The following is a 15,724-nucleotide window of genomic DNA, read 5'->3' as shown; positions in this document are numbered from 1 at the left end:
AGCGTTCAATCTGAGCCATGATCAAACTCTTCAATTTAAGATTTTGTTCGGCTCAATGAATACTGAACATTACATAAGTAATGTTTGAATTGACTGTGCTGAATCCGAAGATTCAATGGTCACTTCGTTTCATTGAAACCTAATTTGATACCGAGGTATCTAATTGGATTATCATCAACGAGTGCCCACACAGATTGATAGGTCTATATTGTTAAAGAGCTTGCTTTGCGAGAAGTTTTTCTCTCAAAGCGGAGGAGCATTCTAGCGATTTAGTTGTTAGTGTCAAACACTTTTTTAAACTAATTTTTTGTAGAAGCTTTTTACCTCTTCGACCCTACTAAAGCCTTGTGGCGTCTGCCGTGTCGATGGATGCGCATTATAGGGAGAAGATTTTCTTTGGCAATACTAAAAATGCATTTTTTCTAAAAAAACATGCCAAATGGATACTTTCCATCCAACCCTAAAATTACCCAGAAATAACACTCAGGATTTATACAATTTACCCACAAAAAGCTGTGGATAACTACTCATCACTATCAAAGAAATAAGAAATACGCGAACGCGGATTTAGATACTCTTTTACTTTATCCGGTAATTTTGACGGATGAATCGCGTTAACTATCTTTATATCTTTTGAGGCAAGATCAATGATTGGCGCTTGCGTCCTTGGTACTGATGGATCGTAAACCAAGACATTCGGGAATAATAAATGCGATGCATTCACTGAGATAACCAGGCCGACCATATTATTAGAAAGATGAACTACGGTACCCGGAGGAAACACGCCCATAAACTTAATTAGGATGTTCAGGTTCTCTTCTTTATATAGGTGTTTACAGTTCTTATATAAATGAGAGAGTGCGGTATAAGGAATCTTTTGATCTGAGACTATCGGTGTATGACACAAGTTATCAAACGCATTGGCTAGAGCAATAATTTGAGCAAACTCGTTGATCTCATCTCCTTTCAGGCCTTTGGGATAACCAGACCCATCTCTTAGCTCATGGTGCTGCGCGATCACAATTCTCGCGACTTCGGGAAAAGCCTCGATTTGACTCGCAAGATCGACGCCATATTTAGTGTGCAACTTTAAGTAGTTGGTTTCTGGCTCTGTTAGAGGTAGTTGCTTTCTTAATATTGCAGTCGGGATTTTTATTTTCCCGATATCATGGAATAGTGCGGAGAAGGAAAGCTCTTTCAACTGTGCTGCTGAGTACCCTTTAGCACGGCCAATCATCATCGAGATAACAGCCACGTTCAATGAGTGGAAATAAATATCTTCAAACTCATTTTTTCCGTTCATCAGATGTAACGTAACATTATCATCGCACATTAACTTCTCGACGATATCTTCAATAAGAAGCTTTGCTTCATCAACTGCTGCTGTCGGACGGTTACGGATTTTAGTCATGACTGAACGCATACGTGCCAGAGAGCGCTCAAACTCTTTTTCACACTGAATCACGCGTCGACGGTATGCACTTAACTTTTCTATGCGGTTCTGTTTTTCTTGCCACATTTTTTGAGTTTCATGATCTAACGACGCTTCATTTGTTACTCTGTCAGCTTGTCTTTGATCAACAGGGAGTGGAACGGCATCGCTTTGCTCTGGATTAAAGTAAACGAACTTTACGCCGAGGTGGCGGATCATCTCGACTTGCTCTTGGTCTTTAATCTTAAAGCTATTGAGTAGAAAGGGGTGATCGTTCCACTTTAGCGGAAGACGGATATGTAATCCGGGTTGAATACGATCGACCGTTAGTTTAATGGCTGCCACTTATTCACTACTGATTTATATTTCTTAAGAGAGTTAGAATACTAGTAAATTTTGTGAATAAATTCATCAGTAACTATCAAAACATCAAACCGTTATTTCTAAGCGACTCACTTAATTAGATAGAAGTAAGCTACTTTAAGGAGCGATCTGCTTTGCGTATTTTAAGCTTGGCCTCGAACACTGGCTTGTCTATTACTTCTTGATCTTTGACTAGCCCCATTAACGTTTGTACCGCTACACGGGCCATGTCACTGATAGGAAAGTGCACTGCTGATACTGTAGGGTAAAGACTTTCACAAAGATCAACACTGTCAAAGCTAGTTAATGAGATTTGCTCTGGTACAGAAATACTGTGCTCGTGTAAGTACTGCATTGCGCCAACCGTCATTTCTTCACTGCACGAAAAGACAGCCGTCACATCAGGGTGTCGTTGTAAAATTGCAGCCATTGCATCATAACCACTTTGCCGACCATAATTCCCTTCTTCACACCAGCTTTCATCAATATCTATACCAGCATCCTTCATTGCATCAATATACCCAAGCTTTCTCAATACACTGTTATGACGTTGGGATGGACCGGCAATACAAGCAATCTTTCGATGACCACCAGCTAAAAGGTGCTCAACGGCAATACGGCTTGCATGATGATGGTTAAAGGTAACACAACGCTCTTCTATTCCTTCCACGTAGCGATCCAGAAGAACGAAAGGTGTTGGCTGTTTAGCTAATTCACGTAAGTCATCATCTGACAAATAACGACTATGAAGTACATAGCCGTCACAACGTAAATCATTAAAACGCTGAATTGCCTCTTTTTCACCTTGTGCAGAATGATGGCCTTGAGCTGTAATCAAAAACTTCTTATGAATATCCAGCTCGGTCTGAACCTGCTCCATCATCTCGCCAAAGAAGCCCCCCGTATAGTAAGTCACCAATAACCCAACCATATTACTGGATGAGGTTGCGAGTGAACGAGCAATTGCACTAGGACGATAATTCAATTGCGCCATAGCTTGCTCTACTTTTTTTCGAGTTTCCTCGCGAAATTTCCCCTCTCCATTAATAATTCGAGAAACGGTAGAGCGATTTACACCGGCGAGTTCGGCTACATCTTTAATCCTTGCCATAATGCTATTGGGTCCAACTGCAATTGTTATTAAATATTCGTTTGTGTAGAACGGCTGCCAGCAATTCGTAAGGTGCTATAGGGGGCGAAGCTGGCAGCCTTTAATCATACACCGACCATTTGATTGGTAGAAACAAGCTCAGAGTAATCCGTGACAGTTATGCCATGATGAGCTAACTGTTCTTTTAAAATGGGAGAGGTAAGAACTTGTAACTCTAGCTCTCGCTGAAGCGCATAGCCACTCTTTAAGATAAGCGCCTGATCGGCCTCTGCCGGGTGGCACATCACCTCAACCAAGTCATAGTCAGCTTTTAAGCTCAATAGATGTGCCATTAAGCCATCCAAGCTCACTTTTTGATCATAAAACTCATCAGTAAAGATATACCTGATTGTCATCGATTCTTGACACAAGCCAGTGCCCCGCAGTGGCACTCTGTATTCATTCGCTACTTCTTTAATAACGGGCAAAATTTGAGGGTGAGTATGCGCGTGATGATGGCTATCTAAGTGGCTTAGCTCTAACCCAAGCGATAAAAAATGTTCCACCTGAGCTTTTGCTTCATCATAAATGACCTGAGTTTCGAAGTCCTGCTTACTCCAAAGTTCGTCATAGTTGATAAAGTGCGCTCGGCCGTTGGTCAAGTTAGGATGCTTCGTTATAGGCACACCTGCTGTAAACCTAAGATGAACGCCAATTTTCAAGTCTGGATTATGGCGAGCTAGTTCTAAGGCATGTTGCTCAGCATCCATACCCACCATCATGGTGGTTGAATGAACCACACCTTGCTGATGAGCTTTAACGATGCCGCTATTTACACCTCTCGTTAAACCAAAATCATCAGCATTAAAAATGACTTTCATCGGCGCCCTTCCTTGTCTTACAACGTCGTTAGTTTAAATTGAGGTAAATACGGAGCGTTCACCGCTAGGATATCATCCAGGATTGACTTGGCGCGGCCAATGTCAGGCACCAATGGGTTATTGGTTAATGCCATAAGCGCCTTGTCATAATTACCTTCGACAGCAGCTTCTATTGTTAGCTGCTCATACGCTTTAACTTGATGGAGTAATCCTTTGATATTGTTTGACAACTCGCCAACCGCAAGAGGTTTCGCCCCCCAGCTACCAATCACGGCACTACATTCAATCACAGCATCGTCAGGTAGGCCGTTGATCGCTCCATTATTTAAAACGTTAACAACATGAATACTATTACGATTGTTATAAATTGAATCAACTAGGTTCAGTGATGCATCAGAATAATAAGCACCACCCCGCTCCTCTAACTCTTTCGGCTTATGATCGAGGGTAGGATCTTGATAGAGCTTAAATAGCGCATTTTCTGTTTCCATTACCTGCTCAGCACGAGTGCCTTTTTCATCGGCACTTTGTTTCTCTTCAGCAAGCATGGCATCAGTTTGGTAGAAGTAACGATGATAAGGACATGGTATCGCCCCCAGTGCTTTTAGAAATGCCGGATCCCACGGCTCTTCCCAGATATTCTTCATACTGAAGTTGGCACCATCACCGACTTTCTCTAATACCGTTTGAGTAATATCTTCCCCATTGAGCCATGCTTTGTGTACCCACACGAGATGGTTTAACCCAGCAAACTCAAGTTGCAGCTCTTTTGGCTCGCACTCCATCATTTCTGCAATCATCATTTCCATTGAAACGGGCACATTGCATAAACCAATACTCTTTACTTTGGTGTACTTACTGACCGCTTCGGAAACTAAACCCGCTGGGTTGGTGAAATTGAGCATCCATGCGTTTGGAGCCAACTCTTCAATGTCTTTACAGATATCCAGAATGACCGGAATGGTTCGCAGTGCTTTAGCAAAACCACCAGGGCCCGTTGTTTCTTGGCCGATGACGTCGTACTTGATTGGGATTCGCTCATCGTTAGCGCGTGCAGCAAGGCCACCAACACGAAACTGCGTCATCACAAAATCCGCATCTTTTATCGCAGCACGGCGATCGAAACCGGCTTTTATCTCAATTTTTGCTCCGGCTTTATCGACCATTCGCTGAGCCAATCCTTTGATGATCTCAAGCTTCTCAGCTCCTGACTCAATGTCCACAAAATGAATCTTCTTAACGGGTAAATATTCTAAGCGCTTAATAACCCCTTCAACCAATTCCGGGGTATAGCTACTACCACCGCCAATAATGGCAAGTTTGATCGCCTCTCTAGACATTTTCATCCCCCTTTACTTGTTCGAGATTTTTTTGTTCAGTGCGACGATTTCTACAGCCATCTCTTGAGCCAAAATCGTAGTCATCAGGTGATCTTGAGCATGCACCATCACTAACGTCATCGGGACTTTCCCTTCTCCCTGATCTTCTTCAATAAGCTGAGTCTGTATTAAGTGGGCTTTATTAATGCACTCTCTTGCTTGAGAGAGCTTCTCATCAGCCGCTTCAAAATCTTGTTCTCGAGATAAACGCAATGCCTCGTAGCTTAAACTTCTGGCTTCACCAGCATTGCAAATGATCTCCATTACAACCAATTCTTGTTCCATCATTTTCTCTCCGAAAATCGGGCCGCGGTAATTGCGGCCCATTAAGCACAGTTAAGCAGTAACGCCTTCGCCTGACGGCTGCGTGTCACCTTTAGTTTCCTTCGTCGTTGGTAGTTCTTGCTCCAACATTTGCTTCTCAAACATTTTGAAGAATGGGAAGTAGATGATTAGATCAAGAATCAATAAACCAATGACGAGCAATACTGGCGCAAAGGTCCAACCGCTACCCCACGAAGCACCTATCAGTGCCGGTGTTGTCCAAGGTGTTGTAGCGACACCCATACCCACAAAGCCGACATGCACAGCAAAATACGCAATCGTAGCGTTGATGACTGGAGCGAAGACGAACGGGATAAACAAGGTCGGGTTCATCACAACTGGGCTACCGAAGATCACTGGTTCGTTGATTTGGAAAAAGCCAGGCACCGCACTCATTCGACCAATGCTCTTAAGGTGAACAGAACGGCTAAACGACATCAGCATAACAAGAGCAAGTGTTGCACCAGAGCCGCCAATAAAGATGTAAAAATCCCAGAACGGTTGAGTAAATACGTTTGGAATCGGTTCACCTGCAACAAAGGCTTCAATGTTGGCACCAATGTTGGTCAAAAAGATTGGAGAAAGCAGTCCAACAACAATTGCAGCACCATGAATACCCGCAAACCAAAGCAGCTGGCAAAGCAATAAAGCGCCAATAATGGCAGGCAATGAGTTAGACGCACTAATTAGCGGTTTAAAGATAGCCATAACAGCGTCTGGAATCAGCATGTCGTACTGGGTTTGTACGAAAAGGCTAAGTGGATATAAGGTAATGAATATCGCTAAGACTGGTAGCAATACTTCAAATGATCGCGCAATCGCCGGTGGCACCTGCTCTGGCATGCGAATCGTAATATTGTGCTTTTTCATAAAACGGTAGAGCTCCACCGAGAAAAATGCACACATCACTGCGGTGAAGATCCCGGTTCCGCCCATGTGAGACATAGACAACGCGCCATCTTTAGCTGGGGCCGCAATGAGTAAAAAAGACATTAGTGACAATACAGCACTCGTGATCCCATCCATCTTGTAAGCCTTCGCTAAACTATAAGCAACGCCCAGCGAAACAAAAATGGTCATGATCCCCATCGACATGTTGTAGGGCATCATTATGGTATCAAAATGTGTAGTGGCGAAATCGAGCCAAATTCGACCAAAAGTAAAGGTTGTATCTTCGGCAAATGGGGGGAATGCAAAAATCAAAATGAAACTACCGACAATAATAAACGGCATTGCGACAATAAAACCGTCTCTCATTGCGCGAACATGGGGCTGATTCCCCACTTTAGCTGCTATAGGGGCTATATGCTTTTCGACTGCGCCTATAATTGCGTCATAAAGCTTCATAGAATCCATCCTTATTTTAGGCAAAAGAATCCCGCATCAAATATTTATATTTGATGTACAGTTATCTTTTTAATTTAAAACTATGGTTTAGTTAATTAATTCTAATGCTTGCTCTAGTACTTCCTCTCCCTTCATCATTCCATAATGCTGATGAGAAATCGCGTCAATGTTTTTACCATGCTCTTGCGCCGTTTTTCTTAGCTCTTCTAGCTGAAAACGTACTTGAGGCCCGAGAAGACAAACATCGTACTCTTTAATTGCATCTTCAAATGCATTCACTGACATCGCATCAATTTTGCATTCAATTCCTTTATTTTCAGCAGCTTGCTCCATTTTCTTAACAAGCATACTGGTTGACATCCCTGCGCTACAGCATAAAAGGATCTTTTTCATAGCCTTACTCCCGTTGTGTAAATTTCAACCTGCAAAAACTGTAGCAAAAATAACCAAGACAAAAAAGCGCAACCGGTTGCATTATTCGTGAACACAATCCCAATTTAGAAAATACCACCTATTTTTTTGTAATTATTTAGGTCTAGGATAAAAGTTATAAAATAATTTAAAACATCACATTAATTTTCAAATTATCAATATTTTACTACTGACAACGTCGTTATTAATTTCTTAAAAGGAATAGAGAATGAAATTTAATAAGTTGGCTATTGCAACGCTTGTAAGTGCCGCACTATCACAACACTCATTTGCTCAAACCGACTCTAAAGGCACAATTTATCTAACGTTTGATGATGGACCAATCAATGCATCTATTGACGTTATTCAAGTACTTAACCAGGAAGATATCAAAGCGACGTTTTACTTTAATGCTTGGCATTTAGATGGAATTGGTGATGAGAATGAAGACCGTTCCCTAGAAGCCTTAAAGCTCGCATTAGACACTGGTCATATTGTTGCGAACCACAGTTACGATCACATGGTGCACAACTGCGTGGATGAGTTTGGACCGAACAGTGCTGCGGAGTGTAATGCGACCGGGGACCACCAGCTTAACTCGTATCAAGATCCTGTTTACGATGCCTCAATGTTTACGGAAAACTTATCTGTGTTAGCAAAGTATTTGCCGAACATTACAAGCTACCCGAACTACAAGGCAACAGAGTTTGCTAGACTGCCCTACACCAACGGTTGGCGCGTGACGAAAGACTTCAAAGCAGATGGGTTATGTGCCACGTCTGATGACCTGAAACCTTGGGAACCAGGATATGTATGCGATACATCCAACCCATCCAACAGTGTAAAAGCAGCTATCGAGGTTCAAAATATCCTGGCGAATAACGGCTATCAAACTCACGGTTGGGATGTGGACTGGGCACCCGAAAATTGGGGCATTGAAATGCCAGCAAACAGCCTTACAGAAGCAGAAGCATTTCTTGGATATGTGGATTCCGCGTTAAACACTTGTGCACCAACAACGATTAACCCGATCAACTCCAAAGCTCAAGAGTTCCCATGTGGTACACCTTTACACGCCGATAAAGTTATCGTATTAACTCACGAGTTCCTATTTGAAGATGGTAAGCGTGGCATGGGTGCAACGCAAAACCTACCTAAGCTCGCTAAGTTTATACAGTTAGCAAAACAAGCGGGTTATGACTTCGACACAATGGATAACTACACACCGAACTGGCAAGTTGGTCATAACTACGACGCTGGCGATTACGTCTTACACCTAGGTACTGTATACCAGGCTGTAACAAACCATACTGCGCAACAAGATTGGGCACCGTCTCCAACCTCTAGCCTTTGGACAAATGCAGACCCAGCCACTAACTGGACTCAGAATGTTTCCTATAAACAAGGTGATGTGGTGACTTATCAAGGTTTGCGTTATCTAGTTGATGTACCGCACGTGTCCCAAGCAGACTGGACTCCGAACACTCAAAATACCTTGTTCACAGCTCTATAGGCTGTTCCTACTATCACCATGTAGTAGTTTGCGCGAGGCATACCCCTCGCGCTTTTTTGTTTTGAAGATCCAGATACAACAAAGCCCCGACTTTCATCGAGGCTCTGTCTTAAAATATGGTACCGGTGGACGGAGTTGATTGGACTGGCATTCCTGCCGCCACCGCGAAGGCAACGCTAACTTCCTTTTGATATTTTCAAACACCTAAAACGACGAAAGGCCGCTATAAAAGCGACCTTTCTAATATGGTACCGGTGGGCAGACTTGAACCGCCACGCCCGAAGGCAACGGATTTTGAATTCCTCTTAAGCACTTGTAATTACTTGCATTTAAGAGGATTTCTTTGGATATCAAGGACCATGAAATAGGATTTCATTGGATCTTTGTTGCACACGTAGAGTACAGATTTGAAATATGTTCCCAGCTCACTTTTGGACAGAAATCATTTAGAGTCGATATACTAAATTTCAGCCTCTGCATTACTTTAGGTAAATGTTATTGATAAAAAGAAACATGTTTAGTTCTTGTAAATTTCCACCTAGTAGCTTGTTAGTCATTAATTGAGATAGAAATCGATTGCTTGATGTCACCCGTAATGTACTTTGGCGCAATAGAGAATAAGAGCATTTCAGACCAGTATGGTTCGTGACGTTCGTAGATAGCTTTAGAGAGTTCAATCATCAGGTCACAATATCTATGGTATGCATCTTTATAACTTATTTTGTCAGAATCGCGGCCAGTGAGATTAATGATTGTATCTAGGTCTAATTTGATTAAATCTTTATTTCGACCCGAAGGCATCGGATAGAACTCATTAGTATCAGTATGTTTGAGCAACAGCCAATTAAGTGAGTAGATGACCCTTGAGTCGTAAATAGCATACTTCGTGTGATCGAGAAAAGAGGCAACTTTAGACATTGATGAAATTACATCGAATGTATTTTTATCTAGAGCGCCTTTGCTGAGACGAGCATCTAGCTTCGACAATATATCATCATTTTTTTCTGTCGATTTGAGACTTCCAATCCCTCCCCATTTCTGAATAACCCAGTAGCGATTGGTTAAGTCGTTAACTAACAAAGAGCTCAAGTTGTGCTTCATGAAAAGATTTCGGTCATAGTTCGAAGTAATTTCGCTTGGAAAATCTAACGGGCAGTCCTCTGGCATCATCCATGTAAAGTATTCTTTGAGAGGAAATTCTTCAGCGATTGATTTTAGTTCTTCTATTAGGGGTTCAAGGTTCATTGTATATAAAATTAAGATTAAGTTTTCTATACGTTATCAGGTCTTGAGTTGATGTGCTTAATTTATCGCAAATAAACTGAAAAACGACTTCGCTCACTCGTACTTCAATACCAAGTTACTCTGAAGGAGCGTAGCTATATTCTGGAATTCATCTGACTTTTTTAAACTCACTCCGGTGCATTTTCATGCTAGAAGTTTGAGACCTATCTGACACGATGATGGACAAAAGTGTTTTAGCTATTTTACTAACTTAGCGATTCATAGATTAGCTCAGGTATGCCAAATGGTCTGCCGTGTTAGTGCATAGCTTAGGTTCCTGACATTGTGTTAAAGCATGTGTTTAGTCGACGTTCTGGTGATTTCGCTTTCAGGATGGGAGGCGAAGAGTTTTAGTGGTCATATCTGTATCATCTAGTTTTGAAATCCTTGAGCTAGCGGAAAGAATTCGAAGGAATATTGAAACCATCGCTATCTCTTGTGAAATCATTGGCATCTCCCATCAAATCACAGCCTCCGTCGAAGTATACAGTTATGTTCCTCAACGTAGAGTACAATTGAGCTTTATTTAGAGCAGGTCGACTCTGCTCTAAATAAAGCAAAAAGTAGCGGTCGCAATGTTTCTGTATCACCAAGTAATTGTTTTCATTGATTTAAAAAACACTAATAACTTCAGGCACTGAACGGTCGCTCGATGATGTACCCAATCAAATTGGCACATGTCATATGCCAATTTGGTCTGATTTTAGGCGATTAAGATTAAGACTTAATCACACTCCAGCCTGTCGCTTGGTTCCTGCCATTTTCTTTCGAGTGATAAAGTGCTGTATCAGCTCTTTCTATGGCATCTTCTAGACTACTGTCATCTAATTGGACCTCAGAGATACCGATACTTACAGTTATGTTTTTAGGGCCTGAAAAAATATACTTTTCTATTAAACTTCGCAATTTTTCGGCAACTAGCATCGAGCTGTCTTCATCTGTGTTGGGAAGCAATAGAACAAACTCCTCACCGCCCCAACGAGCAAAAGAGTCACTAGTTCTTATGTTTCTATGGATTAATTTACTAAACTCAACTAGATAATCATCACCAACAGCATGACCAAACTCGTCATTAATGCTTTTAAAGTAGTCAATATCAAACATCATTACGGTATATATGGAATTATGCCTTTTTGCTTTATCGTATTCCTGTGACAATAGGTCAACCATCTTATTTCTATTTAGCACTTGAGTTAGAAAGTCTATGGTTGACATTTTAAGTAGTTTATTTTGATTTCGATAACTTTGAAAAACAATTACAAAAAATGAGATTAACACTATGAATATCATAAAATCAAACAACAGATAGTTTCTTTTCATAAGCATTAATGTATCGTCTTCTGATATTGAAATTAAATAGGCCACGTGCTCTCTTTTAAAATTTTCAACTGATAAGAAAGATACAATCAGATATTTTCCATTCACATTGAACTCTTTTGAAAAAGTATTACCAGTTTTAATATAAGGATCAAGCTGTTTTTTAAATAGTTCAATATCACCCTCAAGTTCAGTAAACTTCAGGTTTTCCAGGCTTTTATTTAGCACGTCTTTATCTACATAGTAATCACTGGCTATTTTACTATTTATGTAGTTATTCTTCGTATCATCAAACACTTTGTAATTCACAACATCCTTATTCATCAAGAAGAAAAAATCTTGTTCAGGATATAGATTAAACAATAAATTGACGATACTACCCATTGATAGGGATACTTCTAAAGTGCCTATCTGAATGTCATTATATACTACTGGATAAACGAATCGATAACCGTTATATATTCTACCTTCTTCAAACCCCTGTACAAATCGCTTTTCTTTATTGGATATCCTTACCGACTCTCTTATAGAGAATAAATTATCACCAAATTTTTCAGGTTTATGGACACGTAAAAAACTATCACCATTTTCAAAGTGAAAATGTAACTGTCGAAAGTTGAAATCTGTAAGAGTTTTATACTTTTCTTCCAGCTTCGAGTATATTGAATTCCTATTAGATGTTCTTATGCTCTCATCACCAAAATAGGCTTCACTCATCAACCTAAAAATATCTTGGTCATCTTCAATTTCTTTAAATACGTAATTTGAAAAATCTTTATAAACGCCTAAGCTAGACTCAACTTTAGAACGTAGTGCATGAGAATAACCAAGTAAAATTCGTTCTCTTTGAGTTTGATATTCATTAAATATGAATGTTATTGCCATCACGACTAAAAAAGCTAGTAACAAGCATGAATAAAGCATCTTTTTTATATTTGATTCTCTTGTTTTAATTATCATTTTATCTACCAAGCCCACGTCTTCAACAAATAATAATTGCACACGTACTTATACGCTTAAAGGATTGAATTGATTATTTATATCTCACAACCCTTTGTCTACTTACATCAAAATGATGACAAACACACAAAAAGAAACCCTAAAGCGCCAACAAACCTATAGACAGGGAATTGTTCACATTATGAGCTAGTCAGAACCAGATCGAATCATTAAAATTATTTGGTCAGACATTGATACCAAAAATTGTTATGAGTAATAAATCTAAATGGGAAAGGTGCAGCTTTGAGTTGCGCTGCTCTACTAGTACATAAGGTTCACTTTTTAACATACAATTTCTCGATGTCTGTGGATGAAAAAATTGTTAGCTGCAGGGAATATATTCAGGTGAAACGTGATCTTATCTCCGAGTGGTGAAGATAAGACCATAATTTGGGTGTCAGACTAGTTGTGCTCGCTTGCCATATTTATCGCCATTGCGATGCCTTTGACTCGTATTTCGAGAAAAAGTTGTTCAGTACGTTTATTTAGCAAGATTTTCCAGCATAGTTTTAGTTACTAGGGTGATTCCTTTTTCTGTAACACGAAAACCATTGGCTTCATCCTGTTCCTTATCATAGCCAATGCTCAAGCCGGCCGGGACACAACAATAACTGTCAAGGATAACTCTCTTCAGTTTAGCGTGTTCACCAACGTGACTGCCATGCAACAATACTGAATCTTCAATAAGACTGTATGAGTGGGCATGGACACTTGAATACAACAATGATTTTCTAATAGTTGAACCAGAAATAATGCACCCTCCAGAAACCGTTGAATCTACGGCCATACCACGGCGTTCATCGTTATCAAAAATGAATTTAGCAGGTGGAAGCTGTTCTTGATATGTCCAAATCGGCCAGTCTTTATCATAAAGGTCAAGTTGTGGTTTAGGTGTAACAAGCTCCATATTGGCTTCCCAAAATGAGTCAAGTGTACCCACGTCACGCCAGTAGGGCTGACTTTCACTGTCTGGATCTTTGAAAGAGTACGCAAAAACATTACTCTCATTAATGATTGAAGGAATGATATCGTGGCCAAAATCGCGGGTGGATCCTTGGACATCCACATCTTTTAATAACTGGTTAAAAAGAAAATCAACATTGAATAAATAATTGCCCATTGAAGCCAAACACTTATTCGGTTTATTCGGAATTTCATTAGGTTGAGCAGGTTTCTCATCAAAAGCGACTATTTTGTTTTTGGAATCTACGGTTAGAACACCAAAGCTACCCGCAGCTTCTTCAGTATCAACTTCTAGGCAACAGACTGTCATATCTGCGTTATTTGCCACATGCTCCGCTAGTAGAGTGCCGTAGTCCATACGATATACATGGTCACCAGACAGAATTAGAATGTACTTGGGTCTATGTGAACGAATTATATCAATATTTTGATATACCGCATCCGCTGTACCAGCATACCAGTCATCGCCCGTTCGTTGTGAAGCAGGTAAAATTTCAACAAATTGTTGAGCTCTAAGGCTTCCCCAACCGCGGCTAATGTGACGGATCAACGAGTGCGACTTGTATTGTGTAGCGATACCTACGCGGTCAATACCTGAATTGAAACAGTTTGATAGTGGAAAATCGATAATACGAAACTTACCACCAAAATATACAGCAGGTTTTGCTCGAAAATCGGTGAGTTCAAATAAACGACTACCTCGACCACCAGCCAATATCAAAGCGTAAGTGTCTTTGGTCAAATTACTGATATGTCTATCATAATTCTGGGGCATAGAGACCTCCATGGGGGCGAATTATATACTTGATACTTGTAGTTATAATCAGAGCAGTGTATTGATTATATTCTAGTTATTATATAGGGTAATTGTTGAATAAACTGTGACTGAAGTTAGGCATTATTACTTGAATAGCCACCAGTATCGTCGCCACTTTTAGCATTACCAAAAATAGGCCAATTTATGACAAAAGAAATGAGTCCTGATTCTTGTGCTAGAAAGGTTTGGGGCATCAGTGTGCCAGCAGTGATAGTTCTGGCACGTCTCTGGACATTTCTGAGTTACAGCTCTTGCTAACTTTGATCATCACGAAATATTTACCTTTAAAAGCCCTTTAATCGAAATTGTTTGTTTGCTCAAGACCCTTCTGGAGTTCTATAAGTGCGGTCTAGGAATTTTTGATGTTGTTCTTCACTTGAAATCTCTTCACGTAGCCAATCAATAGCTTGTACTTCAGTAACACCAAGCTTAACAGCTTCAGCAACGCACTTGCCGAACGATAAACGTTGTTTGAGCATGTTGTTAGTCTCTTTGCAATAAAATATGAAAAGAAAGCTACTAGCATTAGGGAGTTGAAAAGACTGACTTAGCAGCAATCGCTGCTCCAGCGTTAACGGCTCTAGTGGTTGTAGTTGGTTGAACAACTCTTTAGCTTCGTCACGAGTCATCTCTATTGAGTTTAAATTTGCAAGAAACAAAAGTTTGCCAACTGCAATTGGTAAGCTTACTCTTGCCCTAAATTTGCTAGCTCGGTTATCGCCACGTATAAAGATACATTCGTTTTCTAATGTGAAATAAGTGTTCAATAGGTCCAAATGTTCCATATAACCTCTCTTCGCCCTTCGATGTGTGGTGGATTAAAAACTTGGCCACACGCTTAGTTCTCTAAGTATGAAGAAAAGTAAATCGAATGGTAGAGTTTGAAATCACGTTCCATTCCATTTTAGAATACTTCTAGCTACTAGCGTGTAGAGCATCAGTAATAGTCCTAGGTGCTTCTTGTCCCTGAGAGAGCCGCGACATCACTACAGAGAAACCAGAACTAGAGCGCTCTAGCTGGACGTCGCAACTCATCTCTGGACAGAACCTTCTTAGAGTAACCACTTAAATTAGAAAAATACGGATAAAGTTCGGTATTTAAAAGCCCCTTAATAGAACGCCCAGTCTCACTGGAGTAGATCACCTTGCTTTGCTTCCACTTTTTTCATTCATCAATGCAGAAAGCGCATGAACCTCGGCTAATTAACGGTTTGTTGCTTAATTCAATAGAACTAAGCAACAAACGTTAAGACTTTATGATTACAATAGAACAGCACCAAAGTGCTTATGTGTGTTGAAATGATGGATTTACTCGTACGAATGGAAGAAGTGAAGTTCAATGAGCTTATTAATTCGATTGAAGTTATGTCTCAAGAGCAAATAAAACAATTACAAAAAAAGATATTTACAAAAAAAAAGATAGTACCGAAAGATATTTTATCTGATGAAGAGTTACTACTACTTAATGAGATATTTGATAAACATTAGGTGTAGGTCGTTATTATCAATTTTGTAATATAGAAAACATTAAATAAAGTAAGTAGGTTTATGTGTAAACATGGCATTTATTATCAACGCAGAAAGCGGTCTGTTATAGAAAGAAT

At 40.2% G+C, this 15,724-nt stretch carries 13 protein-coding genes; 2 read left to right on the top strand and 11 right to left on the bottom strand.

Going from position 1 to position 15,724, the window contains the following annotated elements; translation table 11 throughout:
* Positions 1-523: 523 nt before the first annotated feature.
* The 7 genes from R8N28_RS14695 to R8N28_RS14665 all read right to left on the bottom strand — a co-directional run bounded on the left by R8N28_RS14695 (position 524) and on the right by R8N28_RS14665 (position 7,209).
* Positions 524-1,777 carry an HD-GYP domain-containing protein gene (locus R8N28_RS14695; protein ID WP_065274865.1) on the bottom strand — a complete coding sequence of 418 codons (1,254 nt, stop codon included), beginning with the start codon at positions 1,775-1,777 and terminating at the stop codon, positions 524-526.
* Positions 1,778-1,907: 130 nt separating this feature from the next.
* Positions 1,908-2,906, bottom strand: a complete 999-nt coding sequence (locus R8N28_RS14690; protein ID WP_005381031.1) for a LacI family DNA-binding transcriptional regulator — start codon at positions 2,904-2,906, stop codon at positions 1,908-1,910.
* Positions 2,907-3,010: 104 nt separating this feature from the next.
* Positions 3,011-3,766, bottom strand: a complete 756-nt coding sequence (gene chbG, locus R8N28_RS14685) for a chitin disaccharide deacetylase (RefSeq protein ID WP_054579416.1) — start codon at positions 3,764-3,766, stop codon at positions 3,011-3,013.
* Positions 3,767-3,783: 17 nt separating this feature from the next.
* On the bottom strand, positions 3,784-5,106 hold the full coding sequence (locus R8N28_RS14680) for a 6-phospho-beta-glucosidase (protein ID WP_005381048.1): 1,323 nt from the start codon (positions 5,104-5,106) through the stop codon (positions 3,784-3,786).
* Positions 5,107-5,118: 12 nt separating this feature from the next.
* Positions 5,119-5,430 (bottom strand): PTS lactose/cellobiose transporter subunit IIA, encoded by a 312-nt coding sequence (locus R8N28_RS14675; RefSeq protein ID WP_031777269.1) that lies wholly within the window; start codon positions 5,428-5,430, stop codon positions 5,119-5,121.
* 51 nt (positions 5,431-5,481) lie between these two features.
* The gene (locus R8N28_RS14670) at positions 5,482-6,816 is read right to left on the bottom strand and encodes a PTS sugar transporter subunit IIC (RefSeq protein WP_005381064.1); all 1,335 of its coding nucleotides are present in this window, start codon (positions 6,814-6,816) and stop codon (positions 5,482-5,484) included.
* An 87-nt stretch (positions 6,817-6,903) separates the two neighbouring features.
* On the bottom strand, positions 6,904-7,209 hold the full coding sequence (locus tag R8N28_RS14665) for a PTS sugar transporter subunit IIB (protein WP_065274866.1): 306 nt from the start codon (positions 7,207-7,209) through the stop codon (positions 6,904-6,906).
* Between the two features lie 247 nt (positions 7,210-7,456).
* Between R8N28_RS14665 and R8N28_RS14660 the strand changes: the two genes are divergently transcribed.
* Positions 7,457-8,740, top strand: coding sequence for a carbohydrate-binding protein (locus R8N28_RS14660; protein ID WP_005381066.1), 1,284 nt, complete (start codon positions 7,457-7,459; stop codon positions 8,738-8,740).
* Between the two features lie 549 nt (positions 8,741-9,289).
* Here the strand turns inward: R8N28_RS14660 and R8N28_RS14655 are convergent.
* The 4 genes from R8N28_RS14655 to R8N28_RS14640 all read right to left on the bottom strand — a co-directional run bounded on the left by R8N28_RS14655 (position 9,290) and on the right by R8N28_RS14640 (position 14,905).
* The gene (locus R8N28_RS14655) at positions 9,290-9,985 is read right to left on the bottom strand and encodes a hypothetical protein (RefSeq protein ID WP_065274867.1); all 696 of its coding nucleotides are present in this window, start codon (positions 9,983-9,985) and stop codon (positions 9,290-9,292) included.
* Between the two features lie 756 nt (positions 9,986-10,741).
* Positions 10,742-12,343: a diguanylate cyclase gene (locus tag R8N28_RS14650; protein WP_237289010.1), complete on the bottom strand. Its 1,602-nt coding sequence runs from the start codon at positions 12,341-12,343 to the stop codon at positions 10,742-10,744.
* Positions 12,344-12,821: 478 nt separating this feature from the next.
* On the bottom strand, positions 12,822-14,078 hold the full coding sequence (gene glgC / locus R8N28_RS14645; protein ID WP_065274868.1) for a glucose-1-phosphate adenylyltransferase: 1,257 nt from the start codon (positions 14,076-14,078) through the stop codon (positions 12,822-12,824).
* Positions 14,079-14,437: 359 nt separating this feature from the next.
* The gene (locus tag R8N28_RS14640; protein WP_065274869.1) at positions 14,438-14,905 is read right to left on the bottom strand and encodes a hypothetical protein; all 468 of its coding nucleotides are present in this window, start codon (positions 14,903-14,905) and stop codon (positions 14,438-14,440) included.
* 514 nt (positions 14,906-15,419) lie between these two features.
* On the opposite strand from R8N28_RS14640, the gene R8N28_RS14635 reads away from it, so the two are divergent.
* Positions 15,420-15,608 carry a hypothetical protein gene (locus tag R8N28_RS14635; RefSeq protein WP_065274870.1) on the top strand — a complete coding sequence of 63 codons (189 nt, stop codon included), beginning with the start codon at positions 15,420-15,422 and terminating at the stop codon, positions 15,606-15,608.
* Positions 15,609-15,724: the final 116 nt, after the last annotated feature.

The organism is Vibrio sp. Vb1554, from assembly GCF_033344235.1.
This window is presented reverse-complemented; position numbering and strand designations above follow the sequence as displayed.

Bases quoted from the DNA above. Each gene is read 5' to 3' on its own strand.
- R8N28_RS14635 (WP_065274870.1), top strand. From the start codon at position 15,420: ATGATGGATTTACTCGTACGAATGGAAGAAGTGAAGTTCAATGAGCTT.
- R8N28_RS14670 (WP_005381064.1), bottom strand. From the start codon at position 6,816: ATGAAGCTTTATGACGCAATTATAGGCGCAGTCGAAAAGCATATAGCC.
- R8N28_RS14665 (WP_065274866.1), bottom strand. From the start codon at position 7,209: ATGAAAAAGATCCTTTTATGCTGTAGCGCAGGGATGTCAACCAGTATG.
- R8N28_RS14660 (WP_005381066.1), top strand. From the start codon at position 7,457: ATGAAATTTAATAAGTTGGCTATTGCAACGCTTGTAAGTGCCGCACTA.
- R8N28_RS14690 (WP_005381031.1), bottom strand. From the start codon at position 2,906: ATGGCAAGGATTAAAGATGTAGCCGAACTCGCCGGTGTAAATCGCTCT.
- glgC (WP_065274868.1), bottom strand. From the start codon at position 14,078: ATGCCCCAGAATTATGATAGACATATCAGTAATTTGACCAAAGACACT.
- R8N28_RS14675 (WP_031777269.1), bottom strand. From the start codon at position 5,430: ATGGAACAAGAATTGGTTGTAATGGAGATCATTTGCAATGCTGGTGAA.
- R8N28_RS14680 (WP_005381048.1), bottom strand. From the start codon at position 5,106: ATGTCTAGAGAGGCGATCAAACTTGCCATTATTGGCGGTGGTAGTAGC.
- chbG (WP_054579416.1), bottom strand. From the start codon at position 3,766: ATGAAAGTCATTTTTAATGCTGATGATTTTGGTTTAACGAGAGGTGTA.
- R8N28_RS14655 (WP_065274867.1), bottom strand. From the start codon at position 9,985: ATGAACCTTGAACCCCTAATAGAAGAACTAAAATCAATCGCTGAAGAA.
- R8N28_RS14640 (WP_065274869.1), bottom strand. From the start codon at position 14,905: ATGGAACATTTGGACCTATTGAACACTTATTTCACATTAGAAAACGAA.